The following is a 22,236-nucleotide window of genomic DNA, read 5'->3' on the forward strand; positions in this document are numbered from 1 at the left end:
GCCCGACCTCGGCGGTGTCGCCGTCCGGGGTCGCGCCGCCGAGGGCGGGCGTGTCCGCCACCGCCGGGCGTCCGCAGCCGACCGGCGTCGACGAACTCGCCCGGACCGCAGCCCCGGGGGTGCCTAGGCTGGCGACATGACGGACGCGCTCGAGCAGGCCAGGGCGGAGGCCGCCGCCGCGGTCGCCGCCGCCGAGAAGGCGAAGCAGGACGCGGAGGCGGCACTCGCGCGGGCCGAGCAGCTCGCGAGCGAGGCGGCCGCGTCCAGCGCCGCCGAGCCGCATCACGCGGCCGCCGACCCGGAGCAGGCGGCAGCCGAGGCGGACGTCGCCGACGCCGCCGCCGACGCGGGGCTCACCGAACCCGAGACCGTGGCGGGCAGCCCGGTCGAGGGGCTGCCGATGCCGGTCGGCGGGCCGCTCGACGAATCGGCCGTCGACGCCGTCCGTGCGGGCTACGGCTTCGAGGGTCCCGCGCTCGAGATCGGCGCGCTCGTGAACGGCGAGGCCCGGGCGGACGTCCCCGTGCGCATCCCGCTGTCGATGCTCAACCGGCACGGGCTCGTGGCCGGCGCGACCGGCACGGGCAAGACGAAGACCCTGCAGGTGCTGGCCGAGCAGCTCTCGGCCGCCGGGGTGCCGGTGTTCGCGGCCGACGTCAAGGGCGACCTCTCGGGCATCGCGACGCCGGGCGAGGCGAACGACAAGCTGCTCGCGCGGACGCGGGGCATCGGGCAGGACTGGTCGCCGCAGGCGGCCCCCACCGAGTACTTCGCCCTCGGGGGCGTGGGCACGGGGGTGCCGGTCCGCGCCACGGTCAGCGGCTTCGGCTCGCTGCTGCTCAGCAAGGTGCTCGGCCTGAACGACACGCAGGAGAGCAGCCTCGGCCTGGTGTTCCACTACGCCGAGCAGGCCGGGCTGCCCCTGCTCGACCTCGCCGACCTGCGCGCCGTGCTGTCGTGGCTGACGAGCGACGAGGGCAAGGGCGAGCTCGAGGGCCTGGGCGGGCTCAGCAAGCAGACCGTCGGGGTCATCCTGCGCGAGCTGATCACCTTCGCCGACCGGGGCGCCGACGCGTTCTTCGGCGAGCCCGAGATCGACACCGCCGAGTTCCTCCGCACGGCCGACGACGGGCGCGGCATCGTCAGCCTGCTCGAGGTGCCCGGCGTGCACGACCAGCCGGCGCTGTTCTCGACCTTCTTGATGTGGCTGCTCGCCGACCTCTACAACGACCTGCCCGAGGTGGGCGACCTCGACAAGCCGAAGCTCGTCTTCTTCTTCGACGAGGCGCACCTGCTCTTCACGGACGCGTCGAAGGACTTCCTGGCGCAGATCACGCAGACCGTGCGCCTGATCCGGTCCAAGGGCGTCGGCATCGTCTTCGTAACGCAGACCCCGAAGGACGTCCCCGGCGAGGTGCTCGCGCAGCTCGGCTCGCGCGTGCAGCACCAGCTGCGGGCCTTCACCCCCGACGACGCCAAGGCCCTGCGGGCCACGGTGTCGACGTACCCGACGAGCGACTACGACCTCGCCGAGGTGCTCACGACGTTGGCCACGGGGGAGGCGGTGGTGACGGTCATGGACGAGAAGGGCGCCCCCAGCCCGGTCGCCTGGACGCGCCTCCGGGCCCCGCGCGGATCGATGTCGCCGACCCCCGCGGACGTCATGACGGCCGCGGTCGCCGCCTCGCCGTTGATCGCGGCGTACGGCGCGGCGATCGACCGCGACTCGGCCCGCGAGATGCTCGCCCGCAAGCTCGAGGCCGCGGCGCTCGACCAGCGCGAGCGCACCGACGCGGCGGCCCGGCAGGCGACCATCGACGCCCGGCTGAAGGAGGCCGCGGCCCGCGAGAAGGCGGACGCGAAGGCGGCGACCGCCGCCGAACGCGAGCGGAAGGCCGCCCAGGCCGAGTACGAACGTCAGCAGGCGGAGTTCGAGCGCGCCGAGCGGGCGGCCGCGAAGGCACGCGCCGGACGTGGTTCGACGACCCGCGCCTCCTCGGGGTCGCGCTCGTCGGGTGCGTCCGGGGGGCTGCTCGGCGAGGTGCTCGGGTCGAGCGCCGGCAAGGCCGTCGTCCGCGAGGTCGTCAAGGGGATCTTCGGCACGTTGCGCCGTCGCTAGGACGACTCAGACGCTGGTGCCGAAGGCCTGGAAGAGCAGGGCCAGGGTGCCGGTGGCCAGGGCGAAGAGGGCGCACGCGATCGTGACGCCGATCCACGGCCGACTCTCGTACCAGTACGGGCTGTCGGGGTAGGCGGCGAAGAATTCGCGGCGCGTGAGCGGCCGGGGCACGACGGTCGTCGGCATGCCGAGGGCCTCGACGACGGCGTCGACCGAGGACTCGGACCAGTAGGTGCCGCGCATGCGGAACAGCCGCCGCCCCTCGTCGTCGAGGGCGAGCAGCTGGGTGACCGTCTCGGTCGAGTGGTCGCGGTAGGTGCGGACGAGCACGAGCGAGTCGACCTCGTCGCGTCGCAGGCGGACGAAACCGGGCAGCCAGCCGCGCTTGACGAACTCGGTGCGGGTGACGGCGGCGAACGAGAGGCGGTAGCGCCAGTACATGAGCAGGCCCATGACCACGACACCGGCCGCCACCGCGAGCACGCCGTCCTGGTGGCCCGTCGGCAGGGTCAGCCAGAGCACCGCGACGAGGACGGGGGAGAGGCTGAACACCCCGGTGAGGGTGGCGCCCCGGGCGAGCTCGCGCCGGGGCCGCACCGTGACGGTGCCCCGTTCGGTCGGCGTCGCCGCGTCGGTCGTGCTCATGTCGTCCCCCAGAGGTGGGCGTCACCCCGGGTCCCCCGACCCGGGGCTGCTGCTGTCGGGGCAGCGCCGCACCTTCAGCGTAGACGATGCATACGCACAGAAACCGGGCCGCTCCACCCCAGTGCGGGGAGCCCGCGATCGGGGGAGTCGAGCGAGTGTCAGTTCTCGGAGCGGTCGCGGAGGCGCTCGATCTCGCGCCGGTCGCGCTTGGTCGGACGCCCGGCCCCCCGATCGCGCACCGGGACGGCGGCGACCTCTTCGCGCGCTGGCGGTGGGGGAGTCAGGTCGGTCAGCGCCTCGGCCGCCGCGGGGGCGCCGACGCGCTTCACCAGGCAGGTCTTCACGACGACGATGCGCTCGAAGCCCGCGATGCGGGCCCGCACCTCGTCGCCGGGGCGCACCGCCTGGGCGGCCTTCACCCGCTCGCCGTTGACCCGGACGTGGCCGGCGCGGCAGGCTGCGTTCGCGGCCGACCGGGTCTTGTAGAGACGGACGGCCCAGAGCCAGGCGTCGACGCGGGCGGACGTGAGGGGTGGCATGCGTCGATGCTACGGGGGGCCGCCGACGTCGGCCGCCGGGGCCCTGCCCGCCGCAGGTGCCCTGGTCGGAGGGTGTGCCCGGGTCGGAGGTCGTCGTCGGGTCGGACGGCGTGCTCGCGTCAGAGGTCGTCGTCGGCGACGCGCACCGGGGTGCCGCCGGTGACGCGCACGAGCTCGTCGAAGGTCGTCGCGAAGACCGTGTTCGCCGTGCCGGCGCTCGCCCAGACGACGTCGTGGGCGCCGAGGGCGGTGTCGACGAGCGTCCGCACCGGGGCCGGGTGGCCGAGCGGTGCCACGCCGCCGATCACCTGCCCGGTCGCGCGCTTCACCTGGTCGGCGTTCGCCCGCATGATCGGGCCGAGCCCGAGCGTCGAGGCCACGAGGTCGGTGTCGACCCGGTGGGCGCCGCTCGTGAGCACGAGGAGCGCCTCGTCGCCGGTGCGGAACACCAGGCTGCTGGCGATGGCGCCCACCTCGCAACCGAGGGCCGCGGCGGCCTGGGCGGCCGTGTGGGTCGACTCGTCGAACGCGCGGACCTCGCCGTCGGCACCCGCGGCACGGAGGGCCGAGACGACGGTGCGGGCGCGCGGCGGGAGGGCGGCGGCGTCGAGGTGCTCCGAGGAGGGGCGGTGCGCGTCGGTCATGCCCCGACCGTAGCCATGAGGGAGCCTCATGAGTCGGACCGACACGGGGCGTCCGTCAGGCGTCGCGGAGTCCGGTACGCTGGTCTCGGTCGTGCGCCGGTCCGCCGCGTGCCCGCCCTGGAGGATTCGCCTAGTGGCCTATGGCGCACGCTTGGAAAGCGTGTTGGGTGCAAGCCCTCAGGGGTTCGAATCCCCTATCCTCCGCGACGAAATGGCTTCTCCCTTCGGGAGGAGCCATTTCTCGCTCTGTGCTTGTTCGGCGCCCTCCGGGCGTGGGCGGCTTCGCCGCGGACGGGCAGGCGTGGACGTGGCCGGGCGCTTGCGGCTTCGCCGCGGACGGGCGGGCGTGGGGCGTCGATCATCCGGGGCCGTCGGGGGCCGGATGGATTCGCCGCGGGCGGGCGGGGGTCGACTTCGACGGACGGTGGCCCCGGGGGGAGTGCTCGGGGTCAGGCCAGGGGGCGCGTCATGTAGCGGAGGTCGAGCCACTCGCCGAACTTCGTGCCGACCTCGCGCAGCACGCCGGCGTCCTCGAAGCCGAGCGACGCGTGCAACCGCACCGACGCCTCGTTGCCCGCCTCGATCAGCGCCACCATGACGTGCAGCTCGTCGCGCGTGGCCCGCTCCACCAGCTCGGTCAGCAACCCCCGCCCGATGCCCTCGCCCTGGTGGCCCGGCCGCACGTAGACCGAGTTCTCGCAGGTGTGCCGGTAGCCGTCCTTGGCGTGGAACGGGCCGTAGCTGCCGTAGCCGACCACCTCGTCGCCGTCCACCGCGACGATCGCGCCGCGCCGCGCCTCCTGGTGTGCCGTCAGCCACTCGCGACGGCCCTCGAGGGTCGGCGTGGCGTCGGTCCAGATGGCCTTCGAGTGCGCGACGGCGTCGGCGTGGATCTCGAGGACGCCGGCCAGGTCGGCCTCGGTCGCGGTGCGGATCAGCATGCCGACAGCCTAGGAGGCGCGCAGCAGCACCCGGTCGAACATCGCCTCGAGGGGCCCCAGGTCGCCGACGTCGCCGGCGCGGCAGGCCGAGTCGTTCTCGTCCTTCGTGACCGAGGCCCAGTCGAGGCGGTAGCCCTCCTCGTGGCACCAGAGGTCCCAGAAGGCCCGCTGCGCCCGGCCGTTGCCCTCGCGGAACGGATGGACGTGGTTGAGGTCGCGGTACAGGCGGGCGAGCGCCACGACGAAGGCCGGGCGGTCGGACCCGTCGGGGGCCTCGGCGAGGTCGTCCTCGAACCGGTGCAGGGCGGCGTCGAGGTGCTCGGGCGGGGTGAACGAGCCGACGCCCTTCGTGATGCCCACCGTCCGCAGCCGACCGGCCCAGGGGTAGATCAGCCCGAAGACGGTCGAGTGGATCGCGCAGAGCAGCTCGCGGCCGTACTCGTCGGGCAGGTCGACGGCGTCGAGCAGGGCCAGCACCGTGCCGGCGAGGTCGTCCTCGACCCGGCGCAACTCGTCGGCATCGTGGATGTCGAAGGCGTTCGCGAGCACGACCGTGCCCGGCCAGTAGTACGGGTCGTCGGTCACTGCTCGGTCTGGGCGGCCGAGACCACGCGGTCGGTCACGTCGTCCGCGCTGAGCTCACCGGCCTGGTAGCGCTCGATCAGGCGGCGCTGGTCGTCCGAGAGCGACCCGCCCTCGAGGCGGGTGGACGCCACCGCGCGCGCGAGGGCGTCGTCGCGGGTGAACCGCGCCGTCCGGGTCTTCCTCGGGGTGGCCACGGGCCGATCTTACGACCCCCGGGCGGGGCACGCCTCCCCGGCGGCTCGAAGGCTGCCGCCCGTAGGCTGGCGGGGTGTCGACACGCATCTACATCACCTCAGCCGAAGGCCACACGGGCAAGTCCACGATCGCGCTCGGCGTGCTCGACACCCTCAGCCACGAGGTGGGCCGCGTGGGGGTGTTCCGACCCGTCGCCCGCTCGACCGACGAACGCGACTACGTGCTCGAGCTGCTGCTCTCGCACGACAGCGTCGACCTCGCCTACGACGAGTGCGTGGGCGTCAGCTACGACGCGGTGCACGCCGACCCCGACGCCGCGCTCGCCACGATCGTCAGCCGGTTCGCCGCCGTCGAACGGCAGTGCGACGCGGTCGTCGTCATCGGCTCCGACTACACCGACGTCGGCAGCCCGACCGAGCTCTCGTACAACGCCCGCATCGCGGCGAACCTCGGCGCCCCGGTGCTGCTCGTGCTGGGCGGCCGCAGCGCCGACGGGCAGACCCGGCGCACCGGCGCCGACATGCGCCAGGTCGCCGAGCTGACCACGGCCGAGCTGCGGAGCGAGCACGCGAGCCTGCTCGCCGTCGTCGCGAACCGCGTCGACCCCGACCACCTCGACGAGGTGGTCGACGGCATCGGTCACGCCCTCGAGTCCTCGCCCACCGGGCGCGTGCCGATCTGGACGCTGCCCGAGGACAGGGTGCTCGTGGCCCCGACGATGCGGGCCGTCCTGCAGGCCACCGGCGCCACGCTGCTGCGTGGTGACGACGCCCTGCTCGACCGCGAGGCGCTGGGCGTGGTCGTCGCGGCCATGTCGATGGAGAACGTGCTGCCCCGGCTCACCGAGGGCGCCGTCGTCGTCGTGCCGGGCGACCGGTCGGACGTCCTCGTCGCGACCGTGCTCGCCCACGCCTCCGAGACGTTCCCGTCGCTCGCCGGCATCGTGCTGAACGGCGGCTTCGCCCTCGCCCCGCAGGTCGAGCGCCTGCTCGAGGGCCTCGACAGTCCGCTGCCGATCGCCACCACGACCACCGGCACCTACGACACGGCCCTCGCCATCACGCAGACCAGGGGCCGACTCGCCGCCGACTCACCGCGCAAGTACGACCTCGCCCTCGCCCTGTTCGAGACGCACGTCGACGGTGCCGAGCTGCTGCGCCTGCTGCAGGTGAGCCCGTCCGGCGTCGTCACGCCCCTCATGTTCGAGTACCAGCTGCTCGAGCGGGCCCGCGGCCTCCGGAAGAAGATCGTCCTGCCCGAGGGCGACGACGACCGCATCCTGCGCGCGGCCTCGACCCTGCTGCAACGCGGCGTGGCCGACATCACCCTGCTCGGCGACGAGACGGCGATCCGCGCCCGGGGCGCCGAGCTCGGCCTCGACCTCTCCGCCGCGCGGGTGCTCGACCCGTTCGACCCGAGCCTCCAGGTGCTGTTCGCGACCGAGTACGCCAAGCTGCGCGCCCACAAGGGCATCGCGGTCTCGCAGGCGATGGACACCGTCACCGACGTGTCGTACTTCGGCACCATGATGGTGAAGCTCGGCCTGGCCGACGGCATGGTGTCGGGCGCCAAGCACACGACGGCGCACACGATCCGCCCCGCCTTCGAGGTCATCAAGACCCTGCCCGACGTGGGGGTCGTGTCGAGCGTGTTCCTCATGGCGCTCGCCGACCGCGTGCTGGTCTACGGCGACTGCGCCGTCATCCCCGACCCGACCGCCGAGCAGCTGGCCGACATCGCCATCTCGTCGGCGCAGACGGCCCTGCAGTTCGGCATCGAGCCGCGCGTCGCGATGCTGAGCTACAGCACCGGCGACAGCGGCTCGGGCGCCGACGTCGAGAAGGTGCGCGCCGCCACCGCCCTCGTGCGCGAACGTCGCCCCGACCTGCTCGTCGAGGGCCCGATCCAGTACGACGCCGCGGCCGACCCGACCGTCGCCGCCGCGAAGATGCCCGACTCCGAGGTCGCCGGCCGGGCGACGGTGTTCATCTTCCCCGACCTCAACACGGGCAACAACACCTACAAGGCCGTGCAGCGCAGCGCGGGCGCCGTCGCCGTCGGGCCCGTCCTGCAGGGCCTGCGCAAGCCCATCAACGACCTCTCGCGCGGCGCGCTCGTCGGCGACATCGTCAACACCGTCGCCATCACCGCCATCCAGGCCGGCACGCAGGCCGCCGAGAACGCCCCCGCGGCACCGGTCGCCCCGGCGCCGACCACCCCCACCCCCGAAGGAGCCCCCTCGTGAGCACCGTCCTCGTCGTCAACTCCGGCTCGTCGTCGTTCAAGTACCAGCTGATCGAGCTCGACGGCGAGCGGACGCTCGCCAGCGGCCTCGTCGAGCGCATCGGCGAAGACGTCGGCTCGACCCGGCACCGCAACGAGGTCACGGGTGACGAGACCCGCAACGACACCCAGCCGATCGCCGACCACGCGGCCGGCTTCGCGGCGATGCTCGAGGCGTTCGACGCGCACGGCCCGTCGTTCGCCGAGTACCCGCCCGTCGCGGTCGGCCACCGCGTCGTCCACGGCGGCGAGGACTTCGACCGCGCCACGGTCGTCACGGCCGACGTCGAGAAGGCGATCGACCGCCTCTCGGCCCTCGCCCCGCTGCACAACCCGGCCAACCTCCAGGGCATCCGGGCCGCGAAGGAGGCCTTCCCCGACGTGCCCCACGTCGCGGTCTTCGACACGGCGTTCCACCAGACGCTCGCCCCCGCGGCCTACACCTACGCCATCGACGCCGAGCTGGCGAAGAAGCACCACGTGCGCCGCTTCGGGTTCCACGGCACGTCGCACAAGTACGTCAGCGAGAAGACCGCCGAGTTCCTCGGCCGTCCCCTCTCCGAGCTCAAGATCATCGTGCTGCACCTCGGCAACGGAGCGTCGGTCGCCGCCGTCGACGGGGGGCGTTCGATCGAGACGAGCATGGGCATGACGCCCCTCGAGGGCCTCGTGATGGGCACCCGCTCGGGCGACATCGACCCGGCGGCCGTGTTCCACCTGCACCGTGAGGCCGGGCTCGACTTCGACGAGCTCGAGGCGCTGCTCAACAAGAAGAGCGGCCTGCTCGGCCTGACCGGCAGCGGCGACATGCGCGACGTGCAAGACAGCGCCTCACGCGGCGACGCCGTCTCCGAAGCCGCGCTCGCGGTCTACCGGCACCGCATCCGGCACTACGTCGGCGCCTACGTCGCGCAGCTCGGCGGTCTCGACGCCGTCGTCTTCACGGCGGGGGTCGGCGAGAACAACGCCCTGCTGCGTCGTCGCACGCTGCTCGGCCTCGACTTCTTCGGCATCCACGTCGACGACGACCGCAACGAGCTGGCCTCCCGCGAGGCACGCCTCATCTCGCCCGACGGCGCACCCGTCCAGGTGCTCGTCGTCCCGACGAACGAAGAGCTCGAGATCGCCCGGCAGGCCGCCGCGCTCAGCTGAGCCGGCGCGGGCCGTCCCGCACGGGTCGGGCCCGGGCGGGCGAGCCGCGCGGCGGACGACGCGAGAGAGCCCCGGAGCGCAGGTCGCGCCTCCGGGGCTCTCGTCCTCCCGGTCGTCGACCAGGAGGCGCGGGTCAGTACTTGATGGTCGCCAGCGCGTCCGAGACGGTCACGTCACCCGAGACGGCCTCGAACTGCGTCTTCACGGCGGTGCCCTCGATCAGGGCGGTGGCGATGATCTCGGCGACGTCGGCGCGGGGGATGCTGCCGCGTTCGACGGTCGTGCCGACCGACACCTGGCCGGTGCCGGCGTCGTCGGTCAGGCCGCCGGGACGCATGATCGTCCAGTCGAGGCCCTCACGACGACGCAGGTCGGCGTCGGCCTCGCTCTTCGCCCGCAGGTACACCTGGTACACGTCGTCGTCGTTCGCCGCCGGCAGCTCGGCGCGTGCGGGGTCGTAGTCGTCCGTGCCGATGGCCGAGACCATGACGTAGCGGGTGACGCCCGCCTTCTCGGCGGCGTCGGCCAGCAGCACGGCACCGTCGCGGTCGACGGTCAGCTTGCGCTCTGCGCCGCTGCCCCCTCCGCCGCCGGCGGCGAAGACGACCGCGTCGGCCCCGTCGAGGTGGCCGGCGAGCGTGTCGACGTCGGTCTGCTCGAGGTCGAGCACCAGGGCACGCGCCCCGGCGGTCTCGAGGTCGGCGGTGTGGTCGGGGTTGCGGACGATGCCGACGGGGTCGTGCCCGGCGTCGGCGAGTCGGCGTTCGAGGAGCTGGGCGATCTTGCCGTGTCCTCCGGCGATGACGATTCTCATGAGCCCAGGCAACACCCCGGGTCGCGGCGACCGTCCAGTTGCCGCTAAACTCGTCGAGGCTCCTCACGTGGCGTCATCCAGGCCAACTCCCCCAGGGCAGAAATGCAGCAAGGGTAACCGGGCTCTGGCGGGTGCGTGAGGGGTCATTCCTCTTTTCGGAGCGAAGCTCCGCCCGCCCCGCACGTGCCTGGCGGGTACCGGTTCCGGTGGCCCCCCTTCGTGGGGTGCGCGATCCACCCGATCGCCCCTATGCTCGACCCACGACGAGACCGAACCAGCTCGTCGGGAGCGACCAACCACCGCTCCGGCCGCACCGCTCACCACGGTGCGACCACGCCGCGACGACGTCGTCGCACCACACGATCAGGATCAGGACCGATGAGCCCTTCACCACGGCACGTCAGCAGCACCCGCACCAGGCGAACGAGCCCGCGCACCGCGCGGTAGGCCCGTCCGCCTCGTCGTCGTCCCCGGACGACGACGAGGCGGAGGGCTCGACCACGCACGGCGCCGTCACCCGGCACCACGACAGAACAGCAGCACCTCCCGCCTCACCAGCGGGAGTTCTTCGGATCAGGCGGCGGGCTCGTCCCGTCAGGAAGAGGCACACCCATGCGAAGCCAGGCGATCGAGCGTCCCCGGCGCTCCCACGCGTCCCGCGCACTGAAGGCGACGGCGGCGGCCGTCGTCGCGGCGGTGGTCGGCGCCCTCGTCGTCGTCGTCCCCGCGCAGGCGGCCACGACCGACCGCAGCGAGGCCGAGGCCTCGCTGCTCGGCGGTTCGGGCATCGTCTCGCTCGACCAGGTCGCCGCCCTCGGCGGGGCCTACTCGGCCTTCGGCACGACGCAGAACCCGCCGACGTCACGCAACCCCCTGAACCTCACCGCCGTCAACGCGCTGACGGTCGGCCTCGGCAACGGCATCCGCCTGCTCGGCGGCAACGGGCTGGTGACCCTCGGCGTCGACGGTCAGTACGCGAACGCGACCGCGACGTCGGCCACCGCCTCGGCCGGCCTGATCGGGGCCGACGGCTCGATCGCCACGGGCAGCGGCGCCCCCGGCACCGGGGCGACGCTGAACCTGCAGCCCCTGCTCTCCTCGGTGCCCGCGACGGCCGGCGTGCTCAGCGACGTGCGACTGGGGCTCGGCGCGCTGTCGTCCCAGATCACGCAGCAGCGCGGCGCGACCGCCACGGCGCCCACGACGGCCTACCAGGTCGCCGGTGCGCGCTACACGCTGACCAGCCCGGCCGTCCAGCAGGTGACCTCGTCCCTGCGGGGCACCGTGACCGGGCTCGGGACGACCGTGAACGCGGTCTCGGGCAGCGGCGCCGTGGCCGCCCTCGGCACCTCGATCACCGCACCGCTCACCACGGCGGTCAACACGCTGCCCCTCGGGGGTGCGGTCACGCTCGGGCAGCCGGTCGTCGGGGTGACGGCGACCGTCGACCTCGACTCGACGATCTCGGCCGAACTGGCGAGGCCCCTCACCTCGGGCCCCGTGACCATCACGCCGAGCACGGGTCAGGTCGTCATCGACCTCGGCGCCCTCAACGGCCTGCCCGCGAACAGCGACCTGCTGCGGCCCGCGACGATCACCGCCATCACGGACGGCATCACCGACATCCTGCAGAACCAGCTGCCGACCAACCTCGTCGCCGCCGCGAACGCCGCCGTGCGGGCCACGGCGGCCACCGTCGACCTGCGGGTCGCACTGCGCATCGACCTGGGGCTCACGACCGCGAACGAGACGCTGTCGACCCGCACGGTGACCACCATCGGCCAGCTCCTCGACGGGACCACCCCGGCGACCGCCACCACCGTCACGGGCACGGGTCTCGTCGGCGCGCTCGGCGCCACCACCCTCCGCGGCGCGATCCTGCCCGTCGTCGGCACCCTCCTCGGCTCGGTCGGCGGCCTGTACTCACCGCTCGTGGACGGCACGGCGCTCGCCGCCACCACGGCCACCCTCCGCACCACGACCACCGCGGTCGTCACGACCCTCGCGCCCCTGACCACGTTGCTGAACCAGCTCGTCCGCGTGACGATCAACGCGCAGGACGGCGAAGGCTTCCGCGACGCCCGGGGCACCGACGCGGGCTCGAGCTCCGTCCATGCCGTCAGCCTCTCGGTGCTGCCGCTCGTGAACGCCTCACGAGTCGACCTCGCGACCTCGACTGTCCGCGCCGCGGCCCTGGCCCCCCTCAGCATCGCCACGCCCGCCGCCGGTCAGGTCTTCGTCGTGCCGAACACCCCCGGTGCGACCCGCAACGTCGTGCTGACCGGTGCCGGAGAGCCGGGCGCGACCGTCACGGTCGACCTCGGCGCCGGCCGCACGGGCACCGGCACGGTGGCCGCCGACGGCAGCTGGAGCGTGACCGTGGCGAGCGTGCCCGCGGGGGCCTACACCGCCTCCGTGACACAGTCCCTCGGGGCGGTGACCACCGGGCCCGTCACGCGTGACTTCGCCGTCGTGGCCCAGCAGCCCCTCGTCGTGACGACGCCCACGGCCGGTCGCGTCTTCACCGTGCTCGACGCGGGCTCCACGACGCCCGTCGTCGTCTCGGGCACCGGCACGCCGACGGCCACCGTCTCGGTCGACCTGGGCGGCGGCCGCACGGCCACCGCACTCGTCGCCGCCGACGGCGGCTGGACGACCACGGTGGCCGACGTGCCCGTGGGCTCGTACACCGCCTCGGTCACCCAGGCCCTCGGCGGAGACGTGTCGGCACCGGTCACCCGGGCCTTCGGCGTCGTCGCCGGCGCCGGCCTCACCGTCACGAGCCCGACCCCCGGCACGCAGTACCGCCTGCCCGGCGCCGACTCGACCCGTGACGTCACCGTCTCGGGCACCGGGCAGCCCGGCGCCCCCGTCGCCGTCTCGCTCGGCGGCGGCCGCGACCTCACCGCCACGGTGGCCGCCAACGGCACCTGGTCCGTGACCTTCGAGGCCCTGCCGGTCGCCGCCTACACGGCCACCGCGACCCAGACGGTGGGAGGCGCGGTGTCCGCCCCGCAGACCACCGACTTCGCCCTCGTGGCCGCGACCCCGGTCACGATCGCGACGCCGGCGCCCGGCGCCACCCTGACGGTCGCCGACCCCACCTCGACCATCCCGGTCACGGTCACGGGGTCCGCCGAGCCGAACGCCCCGGTCGCGATCGACCTGGGCGACGGCTACGTCGCCTCGACGACGGCCGACGGGACGGGTGCCTGGACGGCGACGGTCTCGTCCGTGCCGGTCGGGACCCGCACGATCAGCGTCACGCAGACCGTCACCGGGGTCGTCTCGGTGCCGGTCACGCAGGAGCTGACGGTCGCCGCCGGTGACCCGCTCGTCATCGAGGCTCCCGCCGAGGGCACCACGGTGCGCGTCGCGAGCAGCGCCTCCCTGGCGACGCTGACCGTCTCGGGCACCGCCGAAGCGGGGGCCGACGTCCGCGTCGACCTCGGCGACGACCTGACCGGTCGGGTCACGGCGGACGCCACGACCGGCGCCTGGTCGGTGGACGTCACCGACGTGCCCGTCGGCCAGCGCACGATCTCGGCGACGCAGACCGTCGGCGGCACCGTCTCGGCCGTGCAGACGCGAGTCGTGACGATCGTCGCCGGGACCCCGGTCGCCATCTCGACCCCGGCACCCGGGGCCACGATCCCGATCGTCGGCGGCGCCACCGCCGACGTGACCGTCACCGGCACCGCCGACCCCGGCGCCACCGTCACCGTCGGCCTCGGCGCCGGCTTCGAGGTGCCGGCCACGGTCGACCCCGTCACCGGCGCCTGGACGGCCGTCATCCCCGACGTCCCCGTCGGCGACCGGACCCTCGGCGCGACCCAGACCCTCGGCGGCACCACCTCGGCACCGGTCACGCAGCCGTTGACCATCGCCCAGGGCACGCCCCTCGACGTCACGTCACCGATCGACGGCGACGAGTACGTCGTCGCCGGGCCGGACGGCACGACGCCCGTCGTCGTCTCGGGCACGGGGCAGGTCGGCGCGACCGTCGCGGTCGACCTCGGCGACGGTCTCGTCGGCCAGACGGTCGTCCCGGCGTCCGGCACCTGGTCGGTCGTCGTCGACGGCGTCCCGGTCGGCCCGCACACGGTCTCGGCGACCCAGAGCGTCGACGGCTCGACCTCGGCGGCCGTGACCGTCGACATCGACGTGGTGGAGGGCGGTGACGTCGTCATCGCGGCGCCCGTCCCCGGCACCCGCATCGCGGTGGCCGACGACCAGGGCACCACCCCGGTCACCGTGTCGGGCACCGGCGTGGCCCTCCTGCCGCTCGTCGTGACGCTCGACGGCGTCGACCAGGCTCCCGTCACGCCGGACGCCCAGGGCGCCTGGTCGCTCGAGCTGGCCGACGTCGCCGTCGGCGACCACGTCGTCGGCGCGACCCAGCAGCAGGGCGCGGTCCTGCTCGAGGCCCGGCCGACGAGCTTCTCGGTGGTCTCGGCCGCGGCCGACCTCACCGTCTCGACCCCGGCAGCCGGTGACGTCCTCACCGTCGCCGGGGGCGCGGCGACCACGGCCGTCGTCGTGAGCGGCACGGCCACCCCCGGCGCACCCGTCGAGGTCACGCTGGCCGGCACGGTCGTGCCGACGACCGCCGGCCCCGACGGCCTCTGGACCGTCACGGTCCCGGGCGTCCCCGTCGGCGACCAGCTCGCCTCGGTGACCCAGACGGTCGGCGGCACGACCACGACCGACCCCGTGACCTCGGCCTTCGAGGTCCGCGCCGGCGCCGACGTGGTCGTCACCACGCCCGCCACCGACGTCCGCTACGTCGTCGCCTCGCCGGGCGTCACGCAGGACGTCCCCGTGGCCGGGACGGCTCAGCCGGGCGCCCTCGTCACCGTCACGCTCGACGGCGTCGAGGCCGGCACCGCCCTGGCCGACGCCACCACCGGAGCCTGGTCCGTGACCCTCGTGGGCATCGGCGTCGGGGAGCGCGTCCTCGGGGCCTCGCAGACCGTCCGCGACACCGTCCAGCAGGCCGACACGCGCCTCGTGACGGTCGTCCCGGCGGCGAGTCTCACGATCGTGGCACCCGCCGCCGGCGTGCCGATCGTCCTGGCCGACCCGTCGTCGACGACGACCCTCGTCGTGTCGGGTCAGGCCGAGCCGGGCGCGGTCGTCCGGGTCGACCTCGGCGACGGCCTGACCGACACCGTCGCCGCGGGCACCACGACGGGCGCCTGGTCGGTGTCGTTCGCCGGGGTGCCCGTGGGCACCCGCACCGTCACCGCGACCCAGACGGTGGGCACCTCGGTCTCGGCACCCGAGACGCGCGTGGTCAGCATCGTCGCCGGTGCCGCGCTCGTCGTCACGGCTCCCGTCGACGGCACCGTCGTCGACGTGGCCGGGCCGGACGTCACGGCGACGGTGACGGTCTCGGGCACCGCCGCGGCCGGGGCCACGGTCGACGTGGTCCTCGACCCCGCGACGGGCGCCGACCTGACCGCCTCCGTGACGGCCGACGCCACCACCGGCGCCTGGTCGGTCGACGTGGCCGGCGTCCCCGTCGGCACGGTCGCCCTGTCGGCCACGCAGAGCATCGGCGGGACCACCTCGCCGGCGCAGGAGTCCTCGTTCGAGGTGCGGGCGGCCGACCCGGTCGTCATCGTCGACCCGGACGACTCCGTCTTCACGGTGCTCGACCCCGACGGCACGATCGACGTGCCCGTCTCGGGCACGGCGTCGCCGGGTGCCGAGGTCTCGGTCCGGCTGAACGGGGGAGCCGCCGTCACGACGACCGCCGACCCCGCGTCGGGTGACTGGTCCGTCCTCTTCGCCGACCTGCCGGTCGCCGTCTACCAGGTCACCGCGTCGCAGGCCGTGGCCGGCACGACCTCGACCCCCGTCGTGGCCTCGTTCACGATCGAGGTGGGTGCCGGGCTGACCGTCCTGCAGCCCGCGCCCGGCGACGTGGTGACGGTGGCCGACGCCACCGCGACCACCGACGTCACCGTGACCGGCACGGCCGAACCCGGGGCGACCGTCCGCGTCGACCTCGGCGACGACCTCGTCGCCTCGACGACGGCCGACGGCACCACCGGTGCCTGGAGCGTCGTCGTCCCCGGCGTCTCGGTCGGCGAGCGGACGCTGAGCGCCACCCAGGCGCTCGGCGGATCGGTCTCGCCCGCCGTGACCCAGCCGCTCTCGGTGGTGGCCGCCGCCGCGGTCGTCATCGACGCCCCGGCACCGGGCGCCGTCGTCGCCGTCGCCACGCCCGACGCCACGACCGACCTGGTCGTCTCGGGCACCGCCGAGCCGGGGGCCTCGATCGCCGTCGACCTCGGCGACGGCCTGACCGCCGCCGCCACGGCCGACGACGAGACGGGTGCCTGGAGCACCACCGTGCCGGGCGTCCCGGTCGGTGACCGCACCATCGCGGTCACCCAGACCGTCGACGGTTCGACGTCGAGCCCGGTCACGCGCGACGTGTCCGTCGTCGTGGCTCCCGCCGCGCCCGTGATCGTCGCCCCGGAGCCGGGAGCGACCGTGTCGCTCCTCGACCCGGCCGGCACCACGTCGGTCGTCGTCTCGGGCACCGGCGAGCCCGGCGCCACCGTCGCCGTCTCGCTCGGCACCGGCCTCACGGCGGCGGCCACCGTCGACCCCGACGGCGACTGGCGCACGACCGTCGACGGAGTCCCCGTCGGCGAGTACACCGTCACGGCCACGCAGACGATCCGCGGCGTGACCTCCGACGCGGCGACGCGACCCTTCACGGTCGCCGCGGCCGCGGGGCTCGTGGTGGACCGGCCCACCGACGGCACGACGGTCGTCGTGCTCGCCGAGGGCGACACGGCCTCGATCGTCGCCTCCGGCACGGCCGAGTCCGGAGCGACCGTCACGGTCGACCTGGGCGACGGCCTGGTCGGCACGGTCGTGGCCGACCCGACGACGGGCGCCTGGACCGTGACGGTCGACGGCGTCCCCGTCGGTGACCGCACCGCCTCGGTCACCCAGACCGTCGACGGAGCGCAGTCGACCCCGGTCACCCGCGCCGTGTCGGTCGTCGTGGCGGCACCGGTCACCGTGACCTCGCCCGCCGACGGGTCGACGATCGTGGTCGGCACGGCCGACGACACCACCGACGTCACGGTCACCGGCACGGGTCAGCCCGGCGCCGCCGTCGTGGTCCAGGTGGGCGACGACCTGTCCGGGACGACCACGGTGACCCCCGCGGGCACCTGGACCGTCACGGTGGGCGACGTGCCGGTCGGCTCGTACCCGGTGGACGTCACGCAGACCGTCCCCGCCGGCTCGACGCCCCCCGTCACGCAGCAGCTCGACGTCGTGGTCGGCACCCCGGTCTCGATCACCGAGCCCGCGCCGGGTGCCACGGTCGTCGTGCTCGACGGCGAGACCACCCCGGTCGCGGTGTCGGGCGCGGCCCAGCCCGGTGCGACCGTCACCGTCTCGCTCGGCGGCGACCGGACGCAGACGGTCACGGCCGACCCGACGACGGGGGCGTGGACCACGACCTTCGACGCCGTGCCGGTGGGCGCCGGACCGATCTCGGTGGTGCAGCAGTACGGCACCGTCACGACGGTCCCCGTGACCCAGCCCTTCGCGGTGGTCGCGGCAGACCCGATCACGATCACCGACCCCGGGACGGGCACGCGCCTCCTCGTGGTGTCGGCGGACGCCACGGTCGACCTGCTGGTGTCGGGTTCGGCGCAGGCCGGTGCGACCGTCTCGGTGACGCTCGACGACGGGACGGCCGTCACGGTCGAGGCCGACGACGACGGCACCTGGGCGACGACCTTCGCCGGGGTCGGCGTGGGCGAGCACGTGGTGTCGGCGACGCAGACGGTCGCCGGGGTCGAGTCGGCCCCGGTCACGACCACGGTCGTGGTCGACGCCGCCGCGCCCCTCGGCGTCACGGCACCGACCGACGGTCAGCAGTACCAGGCGGGTGACGCCGGCACGGCACCGGTCGTCGTCCGGGGCCAGGGCCAGCCGGGCGCGCCGGTCGCCGTCACGGTCGACGGGGGAGACCCCGTCACCACGACGGTCGGTGACGACGGTTCGTGGCAGGTGCCCGTGGTGCTCGGCACCGGGACGCACACCGTGTCGGTCGTGCAGACGATCGGCGACGCGACGAGTGACCCGGTCGAGGTCACGGTCCAGGTCGTGCCCGCTCCGGCCGACCCCGCGACGGCACCGACGATCACCTCGCCGGCCGACGGTCAGCTCGTGACGGACACGGAAGGCGACGACCTCGTCGACCTGCCGGTCACCGGCACCGGCGAGCCCGGCGCCACGATCACCGTCACCGTCGGCGGGACCACGCTGACGACGACCGTGACCGAGGGAGGCACCTGGTCGGTGACCGTGCCGGGCGTCCCGATCGGCACGAGCACCGTGGTCGTCGAGCAGACGGTCGCGGGGGTCGTGACCGGTACCGCCTCGGTGACCGTCACCGTGGCACCCGCCGCCGAGGTCGCGCCCCTCGTGGTGACCTCGCCCGAGCAGGGCTCCATCTTGCCCTCGGGCACGACGGGCACCGCCGACGTCCTCGTCGGCGGCACGGCCCAACCGGGCGCCTCGGTGGCCGTCCGCCTCGACGGCGGCCTGCCGGTGACGGTCGACGTCCCCGCCGGGGGCGCCTGGTCGACGACGCTGCAGGGCGTCGCGCCCGGTCAGCACACGCTGTCGGTGACCCAGACCGTGGGAGGCGCGGTGTCGGCACCCGAGACCGTCGCGTTCACGGTCACCTCGCCCGCGAACACCGACGCCGGCGTCGTCATCACGTCGCCGGCACCGGGAGCCCTCGTCGCCGACGTCGACGGCGACGGCGTCGAGGACCTCACCCTGACGGGGACCGGCACGCCCGGCGCGCTCGTCGAGGTCGACCTCGGAGGCGGGCTGACGCAGACGACGACGGTCGGCGACGACGGCACCTGGTCGGTCGACTTCGCGGACGTCCCGGTCGGCGCCTACGTCGTCACGGCGACGCAGACCGCGGGCTCGGGCACGACCACGGCGACCCAGGACCTCGTGATCGCGTCGGTCGACCCGGTCGTCGTCACGAGCCCGGTCGCGGGTTCGGTCCTGCAGGCGGGCACGACGGGCACGACGCCCGTCACGGTCGTCGGGACCGCGGAACCCGGGGCGACGGTGACCGTCCAGCTCGACGCCGGTGCGACGCAGACCGTGACGGCCGACCCCGCGACGGGAGCCTGGACGGTCGTGTTCACGGACGTGGGCGTCGGGCCGCACGTGGTCGCCGCCTCGCAGACCGTCGACGGGGCCACCTCGGCCCCGGTCACGACCGGGTTCTCGGTCACGGCGGGCGCCGCGACGCCGGGCACGCCGGGCACGCCGGGCACGCCGGGCACGCCGGGCACGCCGGGCACGCCGGGCACGCCGGGCACGCCGGGTGCGCCGGGCACGCCGGGCACGCCCGGGTTCCCGGGCCTGCCCGGGGCCGGAGGCGGGCCGGGCACCGGCGGCGGCACCGGCGGGGGAGCGGTCGTGACCGGCGGGGCCTCGGGCCTGGCGTACACGGGCTCGGACGTCCTCGGCTGGTCCTCGCTCGCGGCCTTCGCCCTGCTGATCGGTCTCGGCCTGGTCTCGGCCACCCGTTCGCGACGTCGCTCGAGGGGGTCGTCCCGCTAGTCGACCCCACCGAGATCGGCACCGGGGGCCCGTCGTCACGACGGGCCCCCTCGTGCGTCCGGAGTCGACGCCCGGGCACGCCGGACGGCGTCCCCGGGCGTCGACCGTTGTCGGTGGCCCCGACTACTCTTGGTCCGTGGTCACCGCCCTGTATCGCCGTTACCGGCCAGAGAACTTCGCCGAGCTCATCGGGCAGACCCAGGTGACCGATCCGCTGCGCACCGCCCTGCGCACCAACCGGGTCAACCACGCCTACCTGTTCAGTGGTCCCCGCGGGTGCGGCAAGACGACGTCGGCCCGCATCCTGGCCCGCTGCCTGAACTGCGCCCAGGGTCCGACCGACACGCCCTGCGGCGTCTGCGCGTCGTGCGTCGAGCTCTCGCGCGACGGCGGGGGGTCGCTCGACGTCATCGAGATCGACGCCGCCAGCCACAACGGCGTCGACGACGCCCGAGACATCCGCGACCGTGCCGTCTTCGCCCCGGCTCGCGACCGGTTCAAGATCTTCATCCTCGACGAGGCCCACATGGTCACCCCGCAGGGGTTCAACGCCCTGCTCAAGGTCGTCGAAGAGCCGCCCGAGCACGTCAAGTTCATCTTCGCCACGACCGAGCCCGACAAGGTGATCGGCACGATCCGGTCGCGCACGCACCACTACCCGTTCCGGCTCGTGCCCCCGGCCCAGATGCTCGAGTACGTCCACGAGCTCTGTGAGAGCGAATCGGTCGAGGCGGCCCCCGGCGTACTGCCGCTCGTCGTCCGGGCGGGCGGCGGATCGGTGCGCGACACCCTCTCCCTGCTCGACCAGTTGATGGCTGGCAGCGAGAACGGCGCCATCGAGTACGAACGCGCCGTCGCCCTGCTCGGCTACACGCACGCCTCCCTGCTCGACGACGTCGTCGAGGCGCTCGGCGCCCGCGACGGCGCGGCGGCCTTCGCTGCCGTCGACCGGGTCGTCCAGACCGGCCAGGACCCGCGACGGTTCGTCGAAGACCTGCTCGAGCGCCTGCGTGACCTCATCGTCGTCGGCGCGACCGTCGAGGGCGCCTCGGCGGTCCTGCGCGGCGTCACGGCGGACGAACTCGACCGCCTCGTGCACCAGTCGCACGCCTTCGGCGCAGCCGAGCTCTCGCGGTCGGCCGACGTCGTCAACCGGGCGCTCACCGACATGACCGGCGCGACGTCGCCCCGGCTGCACCTCGAGCTGATGATCGCTCGGGTGCTCGTCCCCGAGAGCGACCAGAGCGGACGCGGCGCCCTCGCCCGCGTCGAGCGGCTCGAGCGGCGCGTCGGGGTCGACGGCTCGGGCTCCTCGTCGGGTTCGCCCGCGACGTCGGCGGGCGCCCGCCCCGCCGAGACCTCGCAGGCGCCGGGGTCGACGGGTGCCACTCGCTCCCCGGCAGCGGCAGCGGCAGCGGCACCGGCACCGACCACGTCCACCGCGCCAACCTCCCCGTCGCCGGTCGAGGCCACCCCCTCGACCGAGGCATCCGGCGGGCCCTCGGCCGTCGAGAGCGCGACGGCGTCCTGGGCGTCGGCCGCTCCGGCGGCGTCCGCCGGGGGCGACGACTCCTCGGCGACCGAGCCCGCGCCTCCGTCGGCTGCGCACTCGGCCGCCTGGGCCCAGACCGCCGAGGCCGAGCGGCCCGCGGGCTCGGCCGCCGCCCCGGTGACGCTCCAGCAGCTGCGCGACAGCTGGCCCGAGATCGTCGAGGTCGTCCAGAAGGCGCGTCGCACGGCCTGGATGGTCGTCGTCACGGCCACCGTCGTCGACTTCGCCGACGACGTGCTGACGCTGGCGTTCCCGAGTGCGAACGACGTCGAGAGCTTCAAGCGTCCGCAGGGCGCCGCCGAAGGCGTCAGCGAGTACCTGCGACGGGCCATCGTCGACGTGCTCGGCGTGAAGGTCAAGTACATCGCCCGCGTCGAGGGCGACGGGCCCGCCGGGCCCACCCCGACCGGGGCGCCCGCGCCCGACACGACGGCCTCGACCCCGACGGCACCGACCTCGCGACCCGCCCCGGCGCCCCAGGGCACGACGGCGCCCCAAGGCACGACGGCGCCCGCGGACCGTCCGGCCGGCGGGGCCGCTCCCGCCCCGTCCCCGTCGGCTGCCACACCCGCCGCGGTCACCGGGCCCGGCGCCGAGGCGACGTCCGCGGCCCCCTCCGCCACGGTCGCCGAACCCGCCGCCCCCTCGACGTCGACCGCGCCCTCGACGTCGACCGAGCCCTCGACGTCGAGCGGCCCCTCGCGAGCGTCGACGCCTCCGACCGAGACAGCCCCGGACCGGCGTCCGGCCACCTCGGCACCGGTGACCGGCTGGGACGTCGCACCGATCCCGCAGAGCGCACCGCCCGAGCCCGACGAACCCGAGCACATCACCGAAGAGCCCCCCGGCGGGGTGCCGACGGTCGACGCCGCGCCCCCGCCCGCCGAGGTCGTCGGCGTTCCGGTGGGCCGGCCCACCGGCCCCGCCCCCTCGACGACGTCGGCACCCGCGGCCCCGTCCGCTTCGGCCGGGCCGTCCGTCGCCGAACGCCGTGCGGCGACGGGCGACCCCCGCCGGGGCATCCCGACGGGGTCCCGCTACGGCGAGGCCGTCGTCCGCGAGATCCTCGGGGCCCAGTTCATCGAAGAAGAGACGCTCGCCCCTCGGGTCACGCCTCAGAGAAGCGAGTAGCGC

12 protein-coding genes, 1 tRNA gene and 1 other RNA gene are annotated in these 22,236 nt (G+C 74.7%); 7 read left to right on the forward strand and 7 right to left on the reverse strand.

Translation table 11 applies throughout. The features are described from left to right. Positions 1-136 precede the first annotated feature (136 nt). Positions 137-2,119, forward strand: coding sequence for a helicase HerA-like domain-containing protein (locus AC3CCI_RS11815; RefSeq protein ID WP_488627314.1), 1,983 nt, complete (start codon positions 137-139; stop codon positions 2,117-2,119). A 6-nt stretch (positions 2,120-2,125) separates the two neighbouring features. On the opposite strand, the gene AC3CCI_RS11820 is transcribed toward AC3CCI_RS11815, so the two are convergent. The 3 genes from AC3CCI_RS11820 to AC3CCI_RS11830 all read right to left on the reverse strand — a co-directional run bounded on the left by AC3CCI_RS11820 (position 2,126) and on the right by AC3CCI_RS11830 (position 3,947). After that, positions 2,126-2,764: a hypothetical protein gene (locus tag AC3CCI_RS11820; RefSeq protein WP_354593181.1), complete on the reverse strand. Its 639-nt coding sequence runs from the start codon at positions 2,762-2,764 to the stop codon at positions 2,126-2,128. 158 nt (positions 2,765-2,922) lie between these two features. Continuing rightward, entirely contained in the window at positions 2,923-3,303 is a 381-nt protein-coding gene (locus AC3CCI_RS11825) for an RNA-binding S4 domain-containing protein (RefSeq protein WP_488627315.1), read from the reverse strand. Positions 3,304-3,422: 119 nt separating this feature from the next. Beyond that, on the reverse strand, positions 3,423-3,947 hold the full coding sequence (locus tag AC3CCI_RS11830; RefSeq protein WP_488627316.1) for a YbaK/EbsC family protein: 525 nt from the start codon (positions 3,945-3,947) through the stop codon (positions 3,423-3,425). Between the two features lie 119 nt (positions 3,948-4,066). Between AC3CCI_RS11830 and AC3CCI_RS11835 the strand changes: the two genes are divergently transcribed. After that, positions 4,067-4,151, forward strand: a tRNA-Ser gene (locus AC3CCI_RS11835). A 245-nt stretch (positions 4,152-4,396) separates the two neighbouring features. Here the strand turns inward: AC3CCI_RS11835 and AC3CCI_RS11840 are convergent. Genes AC3CCI_RS11840 through AC3CCI_RS11850 form a run of 3 tightly spaced genes read right to left on the reverse strand, consistent with a single transcriptional unit; the run spans position 4,397 to position 5,667 of the window. Continuing rightward, positions 4,397-4,888: a GNAT family N-acetyltransferase gene (locus AC3CCI_RS11840; RefSeq protein ID WP_488627317.1), complete on the reverse strand. Its 492-nt coding sequence runs from the start codon at positions 4,886-4,888 to the stop codon at positions 4,397-4,399. Positions 4,889-4,897: 9 nt separating this feature from the next. Continuing rightward, the gene (locus tag AC3CCI_RS11845) at positions 4,898-5,473 is read right to left on the reverse strand and encodes a Fic/DOC family protein (RefSeq protein WP_354593177.1); all 576 of its coding nucleotides are present in this window, start codon (positions 5,471-5,473) and stop codon (positions 4,898-4,900) included. Further along, the gene (locus tag AC3CCI_RS11850; RefSeq protein WP_056257705.1) at positions 5,470-5,667 is read right to left on the reverse strand and encodes an antitoxin VbhA family protein; all 198 of its coding nucleotides are present in this window, start codon (positions 5,665-5,667) and stop codon (positions 5,470-5,472) included. Before AC3CCI_RS11850 ends, AC3CCI_RS11845 begins: the two co-directional genes overlap by 4 nt. A gap of 74 nt (positions 5,668-5,741) precedes the next feature. On the opposite strand from AC3CCI_RS11850, the gene pta reads away from it, so the two are divergent. Next, complete coding sequence (pta, locus tag AC3CCI_RS11855) at positions 5,742-7,913, forward strand: phosphate acetyltransferase (protein WP_354593176.1); 2,172 nt, start codon at positions 5,742-5,744, stop codon at positions 7,911-7,913. Then, complete coding sequence (locus AC3CCI_RS11860; protein ID WP_354593175.1) at positions 7,910-9,103, forward strand: acetate/propionate family kinase; 1,194 nt, start codon at positions 7,910-7,912, stop codon at positions 9,101-9,103. The genes pta and AC3CCI_RS11860 overlap by 4 nt, the downstream gene beginning before the upstream one ends. A 133-nt stretch (positions 9,104-9,236) precedes the next feature. On the opposite strand, the gene AC3CCI_RS11865 is transcribed toward AC3CCI_RS11860, so the two are convergent. After that, positions 9,237-9,917 (reverse strand): SDR family oxidoreductase, encoded by a 681-nt coding sequence (locus AC3CCI_RS11865; protein ID WP_488627318.1) that lies wholly within the window; start codon positions 9,915-9,917, stop codon positions 9,237-9,239. A 54-nt stretch (positions 9,918-9,971) separates the two neighbouring features. Here AC3CCI_RS11865 and ffs point away from each other — a divergent pair. The 3 genes from ffs (at position 9,972) to AC3CCI_RS11880 (ending at position 22,233) form a co-directional block, all read left to right on the forward strand. Further along, an RNA gene (gene ffs / locus AC3CCI_RS11870) (signal recognition particle sRNA small type) lies at positions 9,972-10,068 on the forward strand. Positions 10,069-10,529: 461 nt separating this feature from the next. Then, positions 10,530-19,550, forward strand: a complete 9,021-nt coding sequence (locus tag AC3CCI_RS11875; RefSeq protein WP_488627319.1) for an Ig-like domain-containing protein — start codon at positions 10,530-10,532, stop codon at positions 19,548-19,550. A 136-nt stretch (positions 19,551-19,686) separates the two neighbouring features. Beyond that, positions 19,687-22,233, forward strand: coding sequence for a DNA polymerase III subunit gamma and tau (locus AC3CCI_RS11880; RefSeq protein WP_488627320.1), 2,547 nt, complete (start codon positions 19,687-19,689; stop codon positions 22,231-22,233). Positions 22,234-22,236 lie beyond the last annotated feature (3 nt).

The sequence above is a fragment of the Frigoribacterium sp. CF331 genome (assembly GCF_057787905.1).